General features: G+C 64.6%; 12 protein-coding genes and 1 tRNA gene. 7 read left to right on the top strand and 6 right to left on the bottom strand.

Going from position 1 to position 16,992, the window contains the following annotated elements:
- The first annotated feature begins 113 nt into the window (after positions 1-113).
- From DD559_RS08135 to DD559_RS08110, 6 genes are all read left to right on the top strand, one after another.
- A complete protein-coding gene (locus tag DD559_RS08135) occupies positions 114-1,016 on the top strand; it encodes a methyl-accepting chemotaxis protein (RefSeq protein WP_438270400.1) in 903 nt (300 codons plus the stop codon).
- 27 nt (positions 1,017-1,043) lie between these two features.
- The gene (locus DD559_RS08130; RefSeq protein ID WP_368389681.1) at positions 1,044-2,069 is read left to right on the top strand and encodes a helix-turn-helix domain-containing protein; all 1,026 of its coding nucleotides are present in this window, start codon (positions 1,044-1,046) and stop codon (positions 2,067-2,069) included.
- A gap of 137 nt (positions 2,070-2,206) precedes the next feature.
- On the top strand, positions 2,207-3,727 hold the full coding sequence (gene adh / locus DD559_RS08125) for an aldehyde dehydrogenase (protein ID WP_116470796.1): 1,521 nt from the start codon (positions 2,207-2,209) through the stop codon (positions 3,725-3,727).
- Positions 3,728-3,800: 73 nt separating this feature from the next.
- Entirely contained in the window at positions 3,801-4,835 is a 1,035-nt protein-coding gene (gene adhP, locus DD559_RS08120; protein WP_116468734.1) for an alcohol dehydrogenase AdhP, read from the top strand.
- On the top strand, positions 4,832-7,141 hold the full coding sequence (acs, locus tag DD559_RS08115; protein ID WP_240610169.1) for an acetate--CoA ligase: 2,310 nt from the start codon (positions 4,832-4,834) through the stop codon (positions 7,139-7,141). Before adhP ends, acs begins: the two co-directional genes overlap by 4 nt.
- 724 nt (positions 7,142-7,865) lie before the next feature.
- A complete protein-coding gene (locus tag DD559_RS08110; protein ID WP_240610168.1) occupies positions 7,866-9,995 on the top strand; it encodes a methyl-accepting chemotaxis protein in 2,130 nt (709 codons plus the stop codon).
- A gap of 570 nt (positions 9,996-10,565) precedes the next feature.
- Here the strand turns inward: DD559_RS08110 and DD559_RS08105 are convergent.
- From DD559_RS08105 to DD559_RS08085, 5 genes are all read right to left on the bottom strand, one after another.
- A tRNA-Glu gene (locus DD559_RS08105) sits at positions 10,566-10,640 on the bottom strand.
- Positions 10,641-10,694: 54 nt separating this feature from the next.
- On the bottom strand, positions 10,695-12,461 hold the full coding sequence (recJ, locus tag DD559_RS08100) for a single-stranded-DNA-specific exonuclease RecJ (RefSeq protein WP_116468733.1): 1,767 nt from the start codon (positions 12,459-12,461) through the stop codon (positions 10,695-10,697).
- A 237-nt stretch (positions 12,462-12,698) separates the two neighbouring features.
- Positions 12,699-13,427: a 2OG-Fe(II) oxygenase gene (locus DD559_RS08095; RefSeq protein ID WP_116468732.1), complete on the bottom strand. Its 729-nt coding sequence runs from the start codon at positions 13,425-13,427 to the stop codon at positions 12,699-12,701.
- 106 nt (positions 13,428-13,533) lie between these two features.
- On the bottom strand, positions 13,534-14,400 hold the full coding sequence (locus DD559_RS08090) for an RcnB family protein (RefSeq protein WP_116470794.1): 867 nt from the start codon (positions 14,398-14,400) through the stop codon (positions 13,534-13,536).
- A 107-nt stretch (positions 14,401-14,507) separates the two neighbouring features.
- Entirely contained in the window at positions 14,508-14,981 is a 474-nt protein-coding gene (locus tag DD559_RS08085) for a (2Fe-2S)-binding protein (RefSeq protein WP_116468731.1), read from the bottom strand.
- 78 nt (positions 14,982-15,059) lie between these two features.
- Here DD559_RS08085 and DD559_RS08080 point away from each other — a divergent pair, with 78 nt between their 5' ends.
- Positions 15,060-15,860: a DODA-type extradiol aromatic ring-opening family dioxygenase gene (locus DD559_RS08080; RefSeq protein WP_116468730.1), complete on the top strand. Its 801-nt coding sequence runs from the start codon at positions 15,060-15,062 to the stop codon at positions 15,858-15,860.
- Between the two features lie 124 nt (positions 15,861-15,984).
- On the opposite strand, the gene DD559_RS08075 is transcribed toward DD559_RS08080, so the two are convergent.
- The gene (locus tag DD559_RS08075) at positions 15,985-16,965 is read right to left on the bottom strand and encodes a 3-methyl-2-oxobutanoate hydroxymethyltransferase (RefSeq protein ID WP_116468729.1); all 981 of its coding nucleotides are present in this window, start codon (positions 16,963-16,965) and stop codon (positions 15,985-15,987) included.
- Between the last annotated feature and the right edge of the window lie 27 nt (positions 16,966-16,992).

The raw sequence follows: 16,992 nt of genomic DNA, 5'->3' as shown, positions 1-16,992 counted from the left end.
CGCTGACCGCGATACGCCGGCAAGCCTCAGCGGTCGTCCCACCCTGACCCAGCACAATTTCCACCTCACGCAGCTTTCCTTCCGATTACGCTTCGCTGCGAGATGATTTCAATTTGACGCTGGAAGGTCTGAAGGAGCTGATCGGAGCAGTTTCTCTTAGTGCCACCACCATCGAGAGTGGCGCCAACGAGATTGCAACGGCTTCTGAAGATCTGGCGCGGCGAACGGAGGCGAACGCCGCGAATTTGGAAGAAACCACCGCGGCAATCACCCAAATGGACAGCCGCCTGAAGCAAACGGCTGCTGCGGCGGCCAAGACGGTTTCGCGTGCGGATGCTGCGATCTCGACGGTCGCAGATGGGCGAGTTATCGCCGATGATGCGGTGTCGGCCATGGGGAGAGTCTCGGATAGCGCGAAAGGAATCGACAGCGTCATCGAAGGTTTGGACAAGATCGCTTTCCAAACGCGCGTCCTTGCCATGAACGCTGCTGTCGAAGCTGGTCGCGCAGGCGAAGCCGGACGCGGCTTTGCTGTCGTCGCCGATCTCGTGTCCGCTCTTGCGATGCGCGCGGAGGAGGAAGCCGGACGGGCTCGTGATCAGCTTACCACCACACAATCCGAGATTCTATCCGCCGTGGAAATGGTGCCTAAGGTCGACGGCGCGTTTGTTGGAATCTCGAATGACGTTGGCGAGGTGCATGACCTCCTTGGCAACATCGCTAAAGACAACAACGCGCAGGCGAACGCTGTTAGCGAGATCAGCGACACGGTCAACGCGATGGATCAAACCACGCAGCAGAATGCGGCGATGGTCGAGCAGACATCTGCCGCGGCGCGCAATCTCGCAAGCGAAGTGATGCAGCTGACCCAAGCTGCTTCGCATTTCAACATTGGTCAGCCAACAGAGCGGGTCGCAGTCCGTTCCGGCTGGAACAAGCCGGAGGCTTACGCGCAGCAGAAGCCCGGACGCTCGATTACATCCTCTTCCAGCGCTGGGGAGTGGAGCTCGTTTTGAGCTGCGCACCATGATGAAGCCGGAAAATTGAGGATCGGCAGCGGAGGCAAGCTTATTGCCGATTCCTCCGTCGTCATCCTGCGCGAAACTAGCTATGAGAATGTTATGGCAGCTCAGCACGAAGACTCGGTGGCGGAGGTGTTGCACTCGTCCTCGAGTGCCGCGAGATCTTTCGTCGCGGCAAGCTGGTGTCGATCGGGCCTCAAGCATGGACTGGACGCGGGCGCCGCGCGAGCATCCGATCTGGTATCGGGCTGCGATCTCACGCAGCGGCGGCAGCGTCATGGCCTGATGCTCGAGGTCGCGCGCCCTCTGCTCGACCAGCTGTTTCAGATCGTCGCAGTCACCGGTTGCGCCGTCATGCTATCGGACAATGAAGGCGTCATCCTCGAAGCGCGGAGCAGCGCGGGTGATCGGGAGATGTTCGACAAGGTCGGGCTGACGCCAGGTGGCGTCTGGAGCGAGAGCCGCGAAGGCACTAACGGGATCGGCACCTGCCTCGTGGAAGGTCGGCCGATCACGATCCACCGCGACGAGCATTTCGCCAGTCGGAACATCGGCATCAGCTGCATGGATGCTCCGGTTCGAGACGCAGCGGGGCAGTTGGTAGGCGCGCTGGATATCTCCAATTGCCGCGACGACCATACGATGGCGATGGGCTCTCTGATCCAGAAGATCGTTCAGGACGCCGCGCGGCGGATCGAAAGCGGCATCTTTCGTCGATACTTCGAGGGGCATCGCATCATCGATGCAAACCTTCCAGGGGGCGATTCGGCTTTGCTGGCAGTCGATCGCGACGATCTGGTGATCGGCGCCACGCACGCTGCGCGCCATCGCTTTCATCTTACCGATGCATGCCTGACCGGGTGTCGAAGCGCTGCCGACATCCTCGGCGGCGGCGAGGCCGCATCCTTTCGCGACTCGGAACGCGCGGTATTGCGACGCGCTTTGGCGCAGGCGGATGGAAACGCAACGCGTGCCGCCAGGGCTCTCGGGATCGGACGCGCCACGCTCTATCGACGGATGGAGAAGGTCGGCTTGACGCGCGATTGACACGAGGTGCCGTCAAGCTGTCTCGACAACGAGACAGTGCCGCCCCCCCTTCGCACTGTCCACTCTTCTCAGTGCCGCTGTTTCACGAAATCATCCTCTTCGAGACCGGAGCATCCGGCAACGTGAGAGGATGAATGATGGATATGCGAACCAATCCGGCAGCTTCCATGAGCGCGCCCTTCGCAGAGAAGTACGACAACTTTATCGACGGCAAGTGGACGGCGCCCAAGGATGGGCGGTATTTCGACAATATCTCGCCCGTCACCGGCAAGCCCGTTGGCAAGGTTGCGCGCAGTCAGGCGGCCGACATCGAAGCCGCACTCGATGCAGCCCATGCCGCCAAGGACGCCTGGGGCCGCACCAGTGCCGGCGAGCGCGCGCTGATCCTGAATCGCATCGCCGACCGGATGGAAGAAAATCTCTTCAAGCTCGCGGTCGCGGAAACCTGGGACAATGGTAAGCCGCTGCGCGAGACGGTGGCGGCCGACATCCCGCTGGCGATCGATCATTTCCGCTATTTCGCGGGCTGCATCCGTGCGCAGGAAGGCGGCATTTCGGAGATCGACCAGGATACGGTCGCCTATCATTTCCACGAACCGCTGGGCGTGGTCGGCCAGATCATCCCGTGGAACTTCCCCATCCTGATGGCGGTGTGGAAGCTTGCGCCGGCGCTGGCCGCGGGCAACTGCGTGGTGTTGAAGCCTGCCGAGCAGACTCCGGCATCGATCATGGTGCTGCTGGAAATGATCGGCGACCTGCTGCCCGCCGGCGTGCTGAACGTGGTCAACGGCTTCGGCTTGGAAGCGGGCAAGCCGCTCGCCAGCAGCAGCCGCATCGCAAAGATCGCTTTCACCGGGGAGACGACCACCGGCCGTCTCATCATGCAATATGCCAGCGAGAACCTCATCCCGGTAACGCTCGAGCTGGGCGGCAAGAGCCCCAACATCTTCTTCGAGGATGTGTGCCGTGACGACGATGACTATCTCGACAAGGCGATCGAAGGCTTCGTGATGTTCGCGCTGAACCAGGGCGAGGTCTGCACATGCCCCAGCCGCGCGCTCGTGCATGAACGCATCTACGATCGCTTCATGGAGCGCGCGATCGCCCGTGTACAAGCCATCAAGGCCGGCAACCCGCTCGACATGGAAACCATGATCGGCGCGCAGGCCTCGTCCGAACAGCAGCAGAAAATCCTGTCCTATATCGACATCGGCAAGCAGGAGGGCGCCGAACTGTTGACCGGTGGCGAGGCCGCGCGGTTCGACGGCGAAATCGCGGGCGGCTACTACGTCAAGCCGACCGTGTTCCGGGGCAACAACCGGATGCGTATCTTCCAGGAGGAGATTTTCGGCCCCGTACTCGCCGTGACCACCTTCAAGGATCATGACGAGGCGCTGCAGATCGCCAACGACACGCTCTACGGCCTGGGAGCGGGGGTGTGGAGCCGTGATGCGAACACGTGCTACCGCTTCGGTCGCGCGATCCGGGCAGGGCGCGTGTGGACCAATTGCTACCACGCCTATCCCGCCCATGCCGCATTCGGTGGCTACAAACAGTCCGGCATAGGGCGCGAAAACCATCGCATGATGCTCGATCACTATCAGCAGACCAAGAACATGCTGGTCAGCTACAGCCCGAAGAAACTCGGCTTTTTCTGAGGCGAGGGCGGAGCGGTGCGTTGCGGCGAATCCTCGCCGCGCCGTGCCCAAAAGAGAATCCAGGAGAGACATCATGACGAAGACCATGAAAGCCGCCGTCGTGCGCGCCTTCGGCGAACCCCTGCGGATCGAGGAGGTGCCGGTGCCCGAAGTCGGGCCAGGCATGATCCAGGTGGCGATCCAGGCATCGGGCGTGTGCCACACCGATCTGCATGCGGCGGAGGGGGATTGGCCGGTCAAGCCCAACCCGCCCTTCATCCCCGGGCATGAAGGCGTGGGCTTCGTGTCCGCGGTGGGGCAGGGGGTAACCCATGTGAAGGAGGGCGATCGGGTCGGTGTGCCCTGGCTCTACACCGCCTGTGGCCATTGCACCCACTGCTTGGGCGGATGGGAGACGCTTTGCGAAAGCCAGCGCAACACGGGCTACTCGGTCAATGGCGGGTTCGCCGACTATGTCCTGGCCGACCCCAATTACGTCGGTCACCTGCCCGACAATATCGGGTTCAACGAGATTGCGCCGGTACTGTGCGCGGGCGTCACGGTCTATAAAGGGCTGAAGATGACCGACACCAAGCCCGGCGATGCCGTGGTCATCTCCGGTATCGGCGGTCTGGGCCACATGGCCGTGCAATATGCGGTCGCGATGGGGCTGGACGTGGTCGCCGTGGACGTGGACGACGCCAAGCTTGCGCTTGCACGCGAACTCGGCGCGAAGGAAACCGTCAACGCGCGGACCGAAAAGGACCCCGCCGCCGCGGTAAAGCGAATGACCGGCGGCGGCGCGCGCGGCGTGCTGGTCACGGCGGTGAGCGAGAAGGCCTTCGAACAGGCCGTCGGCATGGTCGGGCGTGGCGGCACCGTCGCGCTCAACGGACTTCCGCCGGGCGACTTCCCGCTCAACATTTTCGGCATGGTGCTGAACGGCATCACCGTGCGCGGTTCCATCGTCGGCACGCGACTGGACCTACAGGAATCGCTCGATTTCGCCGGTGACGGCAAGGTGAAGGCGACCATCTCCACCGCCAAACTGGACGATATCAATTCGGTGTTTGAGCGGATGCGCAAGGGACAGATCAACGGGCGCGCCGTGCTCGACCTGACGCAATGATGACGAGCCGTGCGCCGATGGGCGGGGCGGTCCTGTCACAGGCTCGCCCCGTCCACCGCGTGCTTGCCACGGAAGCAGCCGCGAGGCTGCTGGCCGAAATCGCTGCACGCCATGGTCCGGTGCTGATCCACCAGTCCGGCGGGTGCTGCGACGGCTCCAGTCCCATGGTCTACCCGCGCAGCGAGTTCCGCCTCGGCGGCGCGGACGTGCTGCTGGGTACGATCGACACCACCCCGGTCTATATCGGGGCGGGGCAGTTCGCGGCATGGAAGCACACGCAGCTGATCCTGGACGTGGTGGAAGGGCGGGGCGGCATGTTCAGCCTCGACAACGGGACGGGCCGGCGCTTCCTCGTGCGGAGCCGCGCCTACGACGAAGGGGAAATCGCCATGCTGCACCGGGCAGATCGGCTTCGCGCGATGCAGGCAGCGCACGATCGGGATGCGGACGGCTTCTGGCTTGCGGAGGCGCGCCGCCTCGACTGGAGCGTCTTCCCGACCAGGGCGGACGAGAGCAGCTTCGACAAGCGCGACTTCGGCATACGCTGGTTTGCCGATGGCGAACTGAACGTGTCGGTCAACTGCCTCGACCGCCATCTCGAGGCGCGCGGCGATCAGCCAGCGATCGTGTTCGAGGGCGACGAGCCAGGTGAAGGGCGTAGTTTGACCTATCGCGCGTTGCATCGCGAGGTCTGTCGCTTCGCCAACGTCCTGAAAGCCAACGGCATCGCCAAGGGGGACCGCGTGGCCCTGTACATGCCGATGGTGCCGGAGGCGGCGATCGCCATGCTCGCCTGCGCACGGATCGGCGCGGTCCATTCGGTGGTGTTCGGCGGGTTTTCGCCCGAAAGCCTGGCCGACCGGATCATCGATTGCGGCGCGACTTTCGTTGTCACCGCCGATGAGGGAACCCGCGGCGGCAAGCGGATTCCGCTCAAGGCCAATGTCGATTGCGCGCTGGAGCGGGCAAGCGGGGTTCGCTCGGTCATCGTCATGCGGCGAACCGGTGGCCCGGTGTCGATGCGGGAGGGGCGCGACATCTGGTGGGAGGAGGCTTGCGCCGCCGCCCCCGACGATTGCGCGCCCGAGGCGATGCATGCCGAAGATCCTCTCTTCATCCTGTACACTTCCGGCTCGACCGGCAAACCCAAGGGCGTGCTCCATACCACCGGGGGCTATTTGCTGTGGTCCACGCTGACATATGACCTGCTGTTCGGACCGGAGCACGGACGGGACGTGTCCGACGACCTGTTCTGGTGTACCGCCGACATCGGCTGGATCACCGGGCATAGCTATGTCGTCTATGGCCCGCTCTCGAACGGCGCGCGGACGGTCATGTTCGATGGCGTGCCCAACTACCCGGATCCGGGCCGGCTGTGGGAAACGAGCGCGCGCCTGGGCGTGACGATCTTCTACACCGCACCGACGGCGATCCGCGCGCTCATGCGCGAGGGAGACCGATGGGTGACGCCCCACGACCTATCGTCGATCCGCCTGCTCGGAACGGTGGGGGAGCCGATCAACCCCGAAGCATGGGACTGGTATCACGAGAGGATCGGTCGGGGAGAATGCCCGATCGTCGATACCTGGTGGCAGACCGAAACGGGTGGGGCGCTGATCGCTCCCGTGCCGGGCGCGACGGCAACCAAGCCCGGCAGCGCGACCTTTCCCCTGCCCGGGGTCAGCCCCGAGCTGGTCGATGGCGAAGGCCAAGCGCTGGCTGGCGCGGCTGAGGGCAATCTGGTCCTCACCCGCAGCTGGCCCGGCCAGATGCGCACCGTCTTCGGCGATCACGAACGGTTTTTCCAAACCTATTTCAGCACCTTCCCGGGCACCTATTTCACCGGCGACGGGGCGCGCCGCGACGCAGATGGCTATTTCTGGATCACCGGTCGGGTCGATGACGTCATCAACGTCTCCGGGCACCGCATGGGAACTGCGGAAGTGGAGAGCGCGCTGGACATGCACAAACTGGTGAGCGAGGCCGCCGTCGTAGGCATGCCGCACGACGTCAAGGGGCAGGGAATCTATGCCTTCGTGATGCTGAATGCAGGAGAGGAGGGAAGCGAGGCGCTACGGAAGGAACTGCGGAGCCTGGTGCGCAAGGAAATCGGGCCAATAGCCACACCGGATGTCATCCAGTTCGTCCCAGGGCTTCCAAAGACCCGATCGGGTAAGATCATGCGGCGCATATTGCGCAAACTGGCAGAAGGTCAGGCTGATCAGATCGGCGATATCTCTACGCTGGCGGATCCCATGGTCGTGCAGCAGCTTCGAGAGGGCATGAGCGAACCATCCGGACGGTGACACCGTCATTGCAACCGCTCCCAGAGGCATCGTCGCGTCAGCGCTCGATATAAGTGTCGCCAAAGCGCCATGCTCTGATTTGCTTGGCCGAATGCACGGTTTGACGAAGGCCGCCGGTCAGTCACCAGAAAACGCCAAGGTGGAACCTTTCAAGCCTGACAGCTGATCGGCGCAGCTGCCGGCTTCGGTCCATCGCTGCGGAGCGTGGCACGATCCGCGTGAGGTGCTCCGCGGCGCCACCTTCGGCTTCTGGTTAAATAGATTGAGCGCCCGAGTTGTCGCCAAGCCCATCATCTGGACTGCCTCTGAGCATTTGTTGCCAAGATACGAAGTAAGTTGGGGAATTTACTTTTGCATACAGGCGCACCAGGATGCCGTCATTTGGACAGAAAATCAATATTCAACGCGTTGTCTCAAATGCGAGACGCATTCACCCTGAGATTTCGATCGAAGAAAATGCCTTCCGCCCCATGTGCCTACAAGAAAAGGGAGGGGTTGCCGTCGGCGGGTGCCGAGTTACGGACCTGGAAGGATGTCAATAATGAACGCAATGCGATATCTGAATAGAATGACCTCGCTACAGCGCAAGATCGCTTTGATAGCAGGTTTTTTCCTGACAGCGACAGTAATGATCCTCGTGCTCGCAAGCGCGATTTTTGCTTGGAACTCGCATGCTTTCGTCGGTCGGGAGGTCGGCACCATTGTGAGCGCCCAAGCGAAGGACATGCTGCAGAACCGAGCTGCGGTAGAGGCGCAGGGGATCAAAGGCGCCCTCGACGTCGCATTCGATGCCGCGCGCACTGACGCGCACAGCTTTTCGGTGCTCGCAGAACGCACCGCGCCTGGCGAACGCCGCGCGCAGTTTAATGCGTTGCTGCGCCATGTGCTGGAGCAGAATCCGAGCTTCAACGGCACCTATTCGGCCTGGGAGCCCAATGCGATCGACGGCAACGATGCCGGTTTTGCCAACAATCGCGCGGCCGGATCGGACAGCACTGGCCGTTTCCTCGCCTATTGGACGCGCGGCGCGAACGGCAATGTCGCGATCCAGCCTCTTGTAGAATATGACAGCGCCGAACGCCACCCGAACGGGCTGGTGAAAGGCGGCTGGTATCTCGGCCCAAAGGCCAGTGGCGAGGAAAGCATTCTCGGCCCGCTGCCCTATATCGTGCAGGGCAAGCAGGTGTTCCTGGCCACCATGTCGGTGCCGATCACGGTGCATGGCCGCTTCGTCGGCGTCTCCGGTACCGATTATGATCTCGATTTTCTCCAGAAGGTGGCGAGCAAGACCAACGCGTCGCTGTTCTCGGGCAAGGGCGTGGTGCTGATCGTCAACAATACCGGGCTGATCGCTGCCAATAGCGCCGCGCCCGAGACGATCGGCAAGGCCGCCGCCAGCGCCGATCCGCACTGGGCGCAACTCGCCGAAATCGTCAAAACCGGCGAAGCGCGGGTGATCGACGATCCCAAGCAGCCGAGTATCGACGTTTATTCGCCGATCACGCTCGGCCGCAGCAAGACGCCTTGGTCGGTGGTGATCTCGGTCCCGCGCGCGCTGGTGATGGCGCAGGCGGAGACGCTCAGCGGCTCGCTCAGCGCCAAGGCGATCACAAGCATGGTGCTGCAGCTGCTGATCGGCATCGGCGTCGCGGTCGGCGCGGTTTTCGCGATCGGCCTGGCCGCCAAGCGCATCGCGACGCCGATTAGCCAGTGCGCCCAGTTCGCCAACGGCATCGCCAAGGAGCAGCTGGACCAGACGCTGGCGATCCACCAGGCGGACGAAGTGGGCACGCTGGCCGAGGCGCTGCGCAAGATGCAGGAGGACATAAAGGCCAATCTCGCCCGGCGGGTGGACGAGCAGGCCAAGACCGAGTTCGTCGTCGAGACGGTTTCCACCAGTCTGGGCGGCCTTTCCAAGGGCGACCTCACCGTCGATATCGCCCAGGCCTTTCCGAGCGAATATGAGGGGCTGAAGCAGAACTTCAACACCGCGCTCGCTAGCCTCCGCGACCTGATCGGCGCGGTGGGCGAAAGCACCCAGACGATCCGCACCGGATCGCAGGAAATCGCCCAGGCCTCCGAGGACCTTGCCCGCCGCACCGAAAGTAATGCGGCGAGCCTGGAGGAAACCAGCGCCGCGCTGGTGCAGATCGACGGCCGGTTGCGCGCTGGTGCAAGCGCCTCCGACCAGACGCTGAAGCGCGCGGACCAAGCGATCCTGACGGTGCAAGGCGGCCGCTCAACTGCCGACGAAGCAATGCAGGCGATGGGACGGGTGAGCAGCAGCGCCGAGGGCATAGACAATGTGATCGAGGGGCTCGACAAGATCGCGTTCCAAACTCGCGTGCTGGCGATGAACGCGGCGGTGGAGGCCGGGCGAGCTGGCGATGCCGGCCGCGGCTTCGCGGTGGTCGCCGATCTCGTCTCGGCACTGGCGATGCGGGCGGAAGAGGAAGCTCGGATCGCGCGCGACCAGCTGACCGCGACCCAGGCCGACATAACTGCGGCGGTGCAAGCAGTGCGCCGGGTGGATACCGCCCTTGTCGACATCGCTCAAGATGTAGAGTCGGTGCACGGCCTGCTCGGCACCATGGCGGAGGACAGCCGAGCGCAATCCGCAGCAATGACGGAGATTAGCGCCGCACTCGGCGCGATGGACCAAGCAACGCAGCAGAATGCGGCGATGGTGGAACAGACCTCGGCGGCGGCACGCAATCTCTCGATCGAAGTGACATCGTTGAGCGCACAGGCGGCGACGTTTACCGTGGACAGAATTGGGGCGAATCCTCGATCGTTTCAGCGCGACGTACACCTGCGAGGGGCGCTGCCCGATCGCGCGCGGTCTTTCGCTTGAGGCTTATGCTTGGCTGTAGGGGGCCGGGATTGCTCCCGGCCCGTCGTTTGAAAACAGTCCGCGGACAGCAGGTGGTCCGAGACTTGATCCATCAGGCTCAAGTTGCTTCCGCGCGTTCGGCTTGGGGATGAAAAATCATCACGGCTGCCGGCATCCGGTCTTGAGGATCCAGAGCCGGGAATCGGAAGGACCGCTCATGGTAACGGAAAACGTGTTGCTGAGCGGCCGAGAGGGGCCGCTTCGAAGCCTGACATCTCCAGATAGTGCTTATGCAGCTGCCTAGGTAACCGATTTCGCCGTAGTCGAACGTTTCCAGCCGCGGCGCCGAAAAGCTAGTATGTCGGATCGTCGATCGAACTCGCAATCAAGTTCGAACGCACGATGACCCTTTCCCAAGCTCCACCCATCGAAGAGACGAGCTCGCGAACCTCCTAGTTAAGGACCTTTCCAATCGCTCAAGACGCATCAACTCATGCCGCTAAAGCAACTAGAATGTGTGGGACCAACTGTGGGGTACCATCAGGCCAAATCGCCTAAACGGACTGTGTTGCGCCATTTTCTGCTTGAAAATGGTGACCCCTACGGGAATCGAACCCGTGTTTCAGCCGTGAAAGGGCCGCGTCCTAACCGCTAGACGAAGGGGCCAACTGCGTGGCGTGGAGCGGCCGAATAGGGGGGGATTTCGGAGCCGTCAAGCACTCATTCCGCCCATGCAGCATCTTCGATGTGCATTTCCGCTGCGGGGCGACTGCCCCAGGTGTCCACCTTGGCGCGGCCAGCCAGCCAAAGGCGCCGGTGCGAGGGGGCGGAGAGCAGTGCCTGGCCCAGTTCCGATTCGGCCTGACGGAATGCGACCGCTTTCAGGCTGCCACCGTCCGGCCCCGCAACGATCACCCGCACATGGCCGCCGCTGCCCACGATGTCGGCCTTCAGCACCCGCACCGGGCCCGCTGCGATTCGAGGCGCGGGCCAGCCCATGCCGTAGGGCCCGCCGGCCTCCATTGCCTCGACCAGCGACGGGTTCACCCCTGCCGGGCTCAGTACCGCGTCGAGCAGCAGCGCGCGTTCGCCGCGAGCCGCCGCGATTCGTTCGGCGAGCCGCGCCTCCAGGAACGCCGCCAGCGCCTCGATGCGATCGCCCGCCACGGTCACGCCGCACGCCATGGCATGACCGCCCCCGGCGATCAGCAGCCCGGCGTCCTTCGCCGCCAACACCGCCGCGCCGAGATCGACGCCCGGAATGGAACGGCCGGAGCCTTTGCCGATCCCATCCTCGCCAATCGCGATCACCAGTGCCGGCCTGCCGAGCTTTTCCTTCAGCCGGCCTGCGACGATCCCGATCACGCCGGGGTGCCAGCCTTCACCGGCGACAAGGGCCACCATCCGGTCGCCGCCCACCAGGCACAGCGATTCGGCGGCGGCCTGCACCTCGGCCTCGATGGCGCGGCGTTCCTCGTTGAGCAGATCGAGTTGCCCTGCGATCGCGCGGGCTTCGGCGGGATCGCGGGTGGTGAGCAGTCGCACGCCCAGATCGGACTTGCCCACGCGCCCGCCCGCATTGATCCGTGGCCCCAGCGCGAAGCCCAGATCGGTGCAGGTCGGCGCGCGGGTGAGGCGGGACGCTTCGATCAGCGCGGCCAGGCCGATGTTGCGGCGATGCGCCATCACCTTGAGGCCCTGCGCCACGAAGGCGCGATTGAGGCCCTTGAGCTGGGCCACATCCGCAACCGTGCCGAGCGCGACGATATCGAGCAAATCGAGCAGGCGCGGTTCGGCCCGCTGGGCAAAATAACCGCGCGCACGCAGAGTCCGCACCAGCGCCGCGCCGAGCAGGAAGGCAACGCCCACCGCCGCGAGATGGCCGTGCTCGGCGCCTTCGGCCTCGTCGAGCCGGTTCGGATTCACCAGTGCAAGCGCCACCGGCAGCTCGGTGGCGCATTTGTGGTGGTCGACGACGATCACGTCGGCGTCCACGTCGCGCGCCATCGCCAGTGCCTCGAACGCCTGGGCGCCGCAATCGACGGTGACGATCAGGCCATGCCCCTGCTGTTTCAGGCGCACCAGCGCCTCACCTGACGGGCCATAGCCCTCCATCAGGCGATCGGGGATATACGGCGTCGCCTCAAGGCCAAGGTCGCGCAGCAGCAGGATCAGCAACGCCGCGGAGGTGGCGCCATCGACATCGTAATCGCCGAAGATCGCGATCCGCTCGCGCGTCTCCACGGCATCGGCAAGGCGTTCGGCGGCGCGGTCCATGTCGCGGAAGATCGAAGGGTCCGGCATGAAGGCGCGGATGCTCGGGTTGCGATGCCGCTCGAGATCGGTGCGATCGACGCCCCGGGTGAGCAGCAACTGGGTCACGAGATCGTCGGGCGCGAAGTTCGGGTCGCGTGCATCGGCGGCAAGGCCGCGCCAGCGCCAGGGCTGGCCCAGGATCGAGCGGTGGACGTTGAGGGCGGGGGACATGCCACCCGATGTGGCCGGTGTGCCCCCACTTGTCGAGGGGCTGCCCCGCCCGCGGCACCCGAGAAGCAGGCGCGCGGGGCGGAGGCCTGGTTCCTCACGCGGCCTGAAGCATCTGCGCCAGATCTGTGCGCGCGGCGCCGCCCGGGCGCAAACGAAAGCGTCGGTGGGGCAGGCGGCGGCGATGCGCTGACCCGCTTCGACGACATCATGCTGTTTTGAACGGCGTGGCGCCGACGGTCAGTCCGCGTCGGCGTCCACCACGCCGGAACGATAGGTCTGGATCGGCGCCTTGATCCACGCGCTTTCGCGAAACCATTTGGTGATGATGTATTTGGTGCCTTCCACCACGCGCATCCCCTCGTGGAGCGTGTCATAGTTGGGGCTGCCATCCGCCGCCATGTTGTTCCAGATCACCAGTAGCCCGCGCTTCGGCTTGAAGCGGATTCCGGCGCGCGGGAACCAGGTGGCGCCACCCTCTTCGACATGGTTGAGATAGGCCATCGCCGTCCAGGTACGCTGTCCGCCGGTTTCGACCATCTTGTCCCAATAGCCGCTGGTTTCGTGGAAATAGTCGCAATGGGCGCGAAACTGCTGGTTGGGCGCATAGCGTTGGCCCTGCATCGTTTCCGCATTCTCGGGCGGAATGCCGAGCAGATCGGCGATGCGATCGTCGATCGCCTGTACGTCGGGCGCCCAGCGATACAGGTCGGAACTGTCGCTGGTGCGGTAATCGGGGTCGTCGGTCGCGGCTAGCAGCGTCGAGGGCCGCGAATTGCTGTCGATCAGGGCGATCAGCGTGTCGCAATCCGCATCACTCAGGAAATCGGGATAGGTATAGACCTGCGCGAGATCCACCTTGGCACGCCGGACGTTCGGGTTTGCGTCCAACCGCGCAGCGACCTCCCGGCCGATCCGTGCCCGTTCCGGGGAGGGCGATCCCTTGCTGTTGCTGGTCGTCTTGCTCACGGGCGAACTCTTTGCCCCGGGGCCCGGCGATTGCAAGGCCCTCCCGCGCGCACGAAAGGGGCCGGCATCGCTGCCGGCCCCAGGTGCGTGCAGGGCGTTGAATGGATTACCAGAAGATGCCGTAGATCACGTCGACCACCTGCCCGGTATCGACATCGACCAAGAGCGCATCGTCATAATAGCGGACCCAGCGATACGGCCCCCACACGTCCGGCAGGCGATAGGAATAGGGTTCGCTGATCCAGTATTGCGGCGCGAACAGGAAGCTGTCGATCCGATAGCCGATCGTGAAGCGACGATAGCCATAGCTCCAGCGTGCCGGCGGATAGTAGCGCGGCAGGCGATAGAGGCTGCGGTTATAGTCGCGATAGGCGCGCCAGTCGTAACGGCGGTCGTTGCGCCAGCCATTGCTCCACACGCCGCGATCACCCCGCCAGCGATCGACGCGATCCCAGTCGCGGCGATCGTTCCAGCGGCGGTCGCCGGCGCGGTGATCCCAGTCGCGTCCGCGATCCCAGTCGCGTCCGCGGTTCCAGTCGGGGCGGGGCTGGTTGCCCCAGCGACGATCCTGCCAGGCCTGATCGTGCGGCGCGTCTGGGCGGTTCTGCCAGTCCGGGCGCGGCCCACCGCGCCAGTCCCGCTGGGGCGGCGGTGGCGGGGCAACGGGGGCGCCCTGGGGCTGCTGGAAGGCGGGTCGGGGTTGTCCGTCCGGCCGGCGCCATTCCCCACGATCCTGGATCGGGGGGCCGCCTTGCGGGCGTTGCCAGCCTGGTGCACCCGCCGGACGTTGCCAGTTGCCGCGATCCTGGGGCTGCGGCGCACCCGGCGGGCGCTGCCAGCCTGGGCCGCCCTGCGGGCGTGCACCTTCCGGGCGACTCCACCCGCCACGATGTTCGCCGCGTTCCTGCGCGAGGGCGGCGGCGGGAACCAGCGCGGTCGCGGCTGCGATGGCCGCCAACAGCATCCTCTTCATCGAACCATTCTCCGGTGGCCGCGGCGAAGGCGCCGGGCCGATGCTGCCCTGATATGCGCGATCGGCTGAGCAGGTTCTGAACTTGCTCGTCAGCCGAATGAAAGAATTCACTGATCGTCCGCCGGGTCGCCGCGCGCGATGCGGGCCGCATCCTGGATCGCCGCAACCAGGCGGGGATAGATCCCGCAGCGGCAGAGATTGGGGATGCCCTGGCGGATATCTTCCTCGGATGGGTTGCGGTTGGTACGGATCAGCACCGCCGCCGCCATCACCATGCCGGGAATGCAGTATCCGCACTGGACGAGGTTGGCGGCGAGGAAGGCCTGCTGCACCGGATGGCTGCGATCGGGGGAGAGGCCCTCGATCGTGGTTACGAAAGTACCTTCGATCGCCCCGATCGTCTCGCGGCAGGCGAGCCGGGCGGCGCCGTCGATATCGACCGTGCAGGCGCCGCAATCGCCGGTACCGCAGCCATATTTGGTGCCGGTGAGGTTGGATGCGTCGCGCAGGGCCCAGAGCAGCGGCGTCTGCGGATCCATGTCGTACTGGACCGGCTGGTTGTTGACGGTGAACCGAGTCATGCCGGCGACCCTAGCGGGAAACGACGGGTTTCCGAAACCGGGATTGTCGGCAGTGCCCCGCTACGCGACATTGCCGGGATGACCTTGCCTGCGCTTTTCATCCCCCATGGCGGCGGACCCTGTTTCTTCATGGACCCGGCCGGCGGGCCGCCCGATCCGATGTGGCGGCCGATGCAGGCCTATCTCGCGGGATTGATCGCCTCCCTACCGGAACGCCCGCGCGCGATCCTGCTGGTGTCGGGCCATTGGGAGTCGCAGGCGGTGACGGTGCATGTCGGCGACGGCCAGCCGCTGCTGTTCGACTATTACGGCTTCCCCGAGCACACCTATCATCTGGAATGGAACGCACCGGGCGCGCCCGAGGTGGCGATGCGCGCCAAGGCCCTGCTCGACGCAGCGGGCTTCGCCACTGCCGCTGAAAGCGCGCGCGGATGGGATCACGGCGTGTTCATTCCGATGAAGGTCGCGATACCCGAGGCAGACATCCCGCTCGCCCAGCTTTCGCTGCGTGCGGATCTCGATCCCGCGGCCCATGTCGCCATCGGCAGGGCACTGGCGCCGCTTCGCGATGAAGGGGTGCTGATCGTCGGTTCGGGCATGAGCTTTCACAATCTCCGCGCCCGCGGTCCGCAGGTGACGCCCTATGCCGATGCGTGGGACGAAGCGCTGGTCGCGGCGGCGACCGATCCCGATCCCGCGCGGCGAAAAGCCCGCATCCTTGCCTGGCGCACCTTGCCCTATGCCGAATTCGCCCATCCGCGCGAGGAGCATCTGTTGCCGCTGATGGTGGCGCTCGGCGCGGGTGGGGAGGATGCGGCTGTGTGCGATTATCGCGACCATGTATTCGGCTGGGCGGTGAGCGGCTTCCGCTTTGGCTAGGGCGGTTTTTGTCCGTGAAGACGCTCCCGTCTTTCGATGCCGCGCCCGCGGCGATACCTGCACGAGCGCGACAGCGCCTGGAACGGGATCCATGTGCGCGCCGGCGCGGGCTGCCTAGCTACCTTTAGACGCCGACTGGATGTGCGCAGGCTGCGGTTTGCGACATCTCGTGCTGCCAAGGATCGCAACGCGCCAATGTCGTCACCTCGTCGATCGATAAGATACTGGGTGGGGAAAGTGGGAACTCGCCTGTCGCGGTCAACGCGAGCAGGGCACCGATATGCCCTGCGATCCTTGAGGGGGAATAGGCTTCTGGGAAGGCGTCTTTCGTGGCCATCGCGGTGGGCGGGAAGTAGCGGGCGCGAAAGCCGGGCTTGAACACGGAATCCCAGATATTCAAGGATTGGCCGCCCGTTTCCGACTTGCCGCTGAAGATGGCGTAGCTCGGCAGCGCGTCGGGGCGATCGACAAGGGCGCGGTGGACGAACTCGTCGACCTTCTCGAGGACGATGCTTTCCGCGCCCGCATCCCGGACCCGGCGAGCCGAAGCGAACAGCGCATATGCGCCGTCCAGCGAGCCGCCGACCCGGCGTCCGTCGTTTCCCTGCGGGGTGTAGCCCAAATGGGCCATCACTCGGAATCCGTCTCGCGCCAGCCGTTCGATCACGGGGATGACGGCATCCGAATGGACTTCGAGCTTCACGACATCGGCGCCGGCACGCCGCATCCGATCGGCGCTGCGAACCGCGGTTTCGCGATCCGCCGCCGAGCCATCGGGCATGTCGCCAACGATATAGGGGGTATCGACCGGGAAGAGCTGGCGCGTCCGGTGGGAAACCTCCTGCACCAGGCCGGTCATGATCTCAAGAAACAGCGCTTGCTCGCCCTTCGCCAGCCGCGTGCTTTCCCGCCCGAGATGGGTCATCAGATAGGAGTCCGAAACCATCAGGCAATCCAGCCGGACGCCCATGTGCAGCAGGGGTTTGTCGGCCAGGGCGTTGGCCACCGCCTCGACCTCATAGTCGCGATAGAGGTTGAGCTTGATCGGCCGGCGGCTGTCCCCCTGCGCAGGACGCGCAGGTATGCCGAGTTCGGACATCAGCATCGATATTCTCCTTTGCTGCAGAAGAGG

Origin of the sequence: Sphingomonas pokkalii (assembly GCF_003096275.1) — a bacterium.
Taxonomy (GTDB): domain Bacteria; phylum Pseudomonadota; class Alphaproteobacteria; order Sphingomonadales; family Sphingomonadaceae; genus Sphingomonas; species Sphingomonas pokkalii.
Note: the sequence above shows the minus strand (reverse complement) of the source record. Positions and strands in the feature narration are given on the sequence as shown.

Excerpts from the sequence above, each read along its gene's own strand:
- adh (WP_116470796.1), top strand. The coding sequence starts at position 2,207 with ATGGATATGCGAACCAATCCGGCAGCTTCCATGAGCGCGCCCTTCGCA.
- adhP (WP_116468734.1), top strand. The coding sequence starts at position 3,801 with ATGACGAAGACCATGAAAGCCGCCGTCGTGCGCGCCTTCGGCGAACCC.
- acs (WP_240610169.1), top strand. The coding sequence starts at position 4,832 with ATGATGACGAGCCGTGCGCCGATGGGCGGGGCGGTCCTGTCACAGGCT.
- DD559_RS08110 (WP_240610168.1), top strand. The coding sequence starts at position 7,866 with ATGCTGCAGAACCGAGCTGCGGTAGAGGCGCAGGGGATCAAAGGCGCC.
- recJ (WP_116468733.1), bottom strand. The coding sequence starts at position 12,461 with ATGTCCCCCGCCCTCAACGTCCACCGCTCGATCCTGGGCCAGCCCTGG.
- DD559_RS08090 (WP_116470794.1), bottom strand. The coding sequence starts at position 14,400 with ATGAAGAGGATGCTGTTGGCGGCCATCGCAGCCGCGACCGCGCTGGTT.
- DD559_RS08085 (WP_116468731.1), bottom strand. The coding sequence starts at position 14,981 with ATGACTCGGTTCACCGTCAACAACCAGCCGGTCCAGTACGACATGGAT.
- DD559_RS08080 (WP_116468730.1), top strand. The coding sequence starts at position 15,060 with ATGACCTTGCCTGCGCTTTTCATCCCCCATGGCGGCGGACCCTGTTTC.
- DD559_RS08075 (WP_116468729.1), bottom strand. The coding sequence starts at position 16,965 with ATGCTGATGTCCGAACTCGGCATACCTGCGCGTCCTGCGCAGGGGGAC.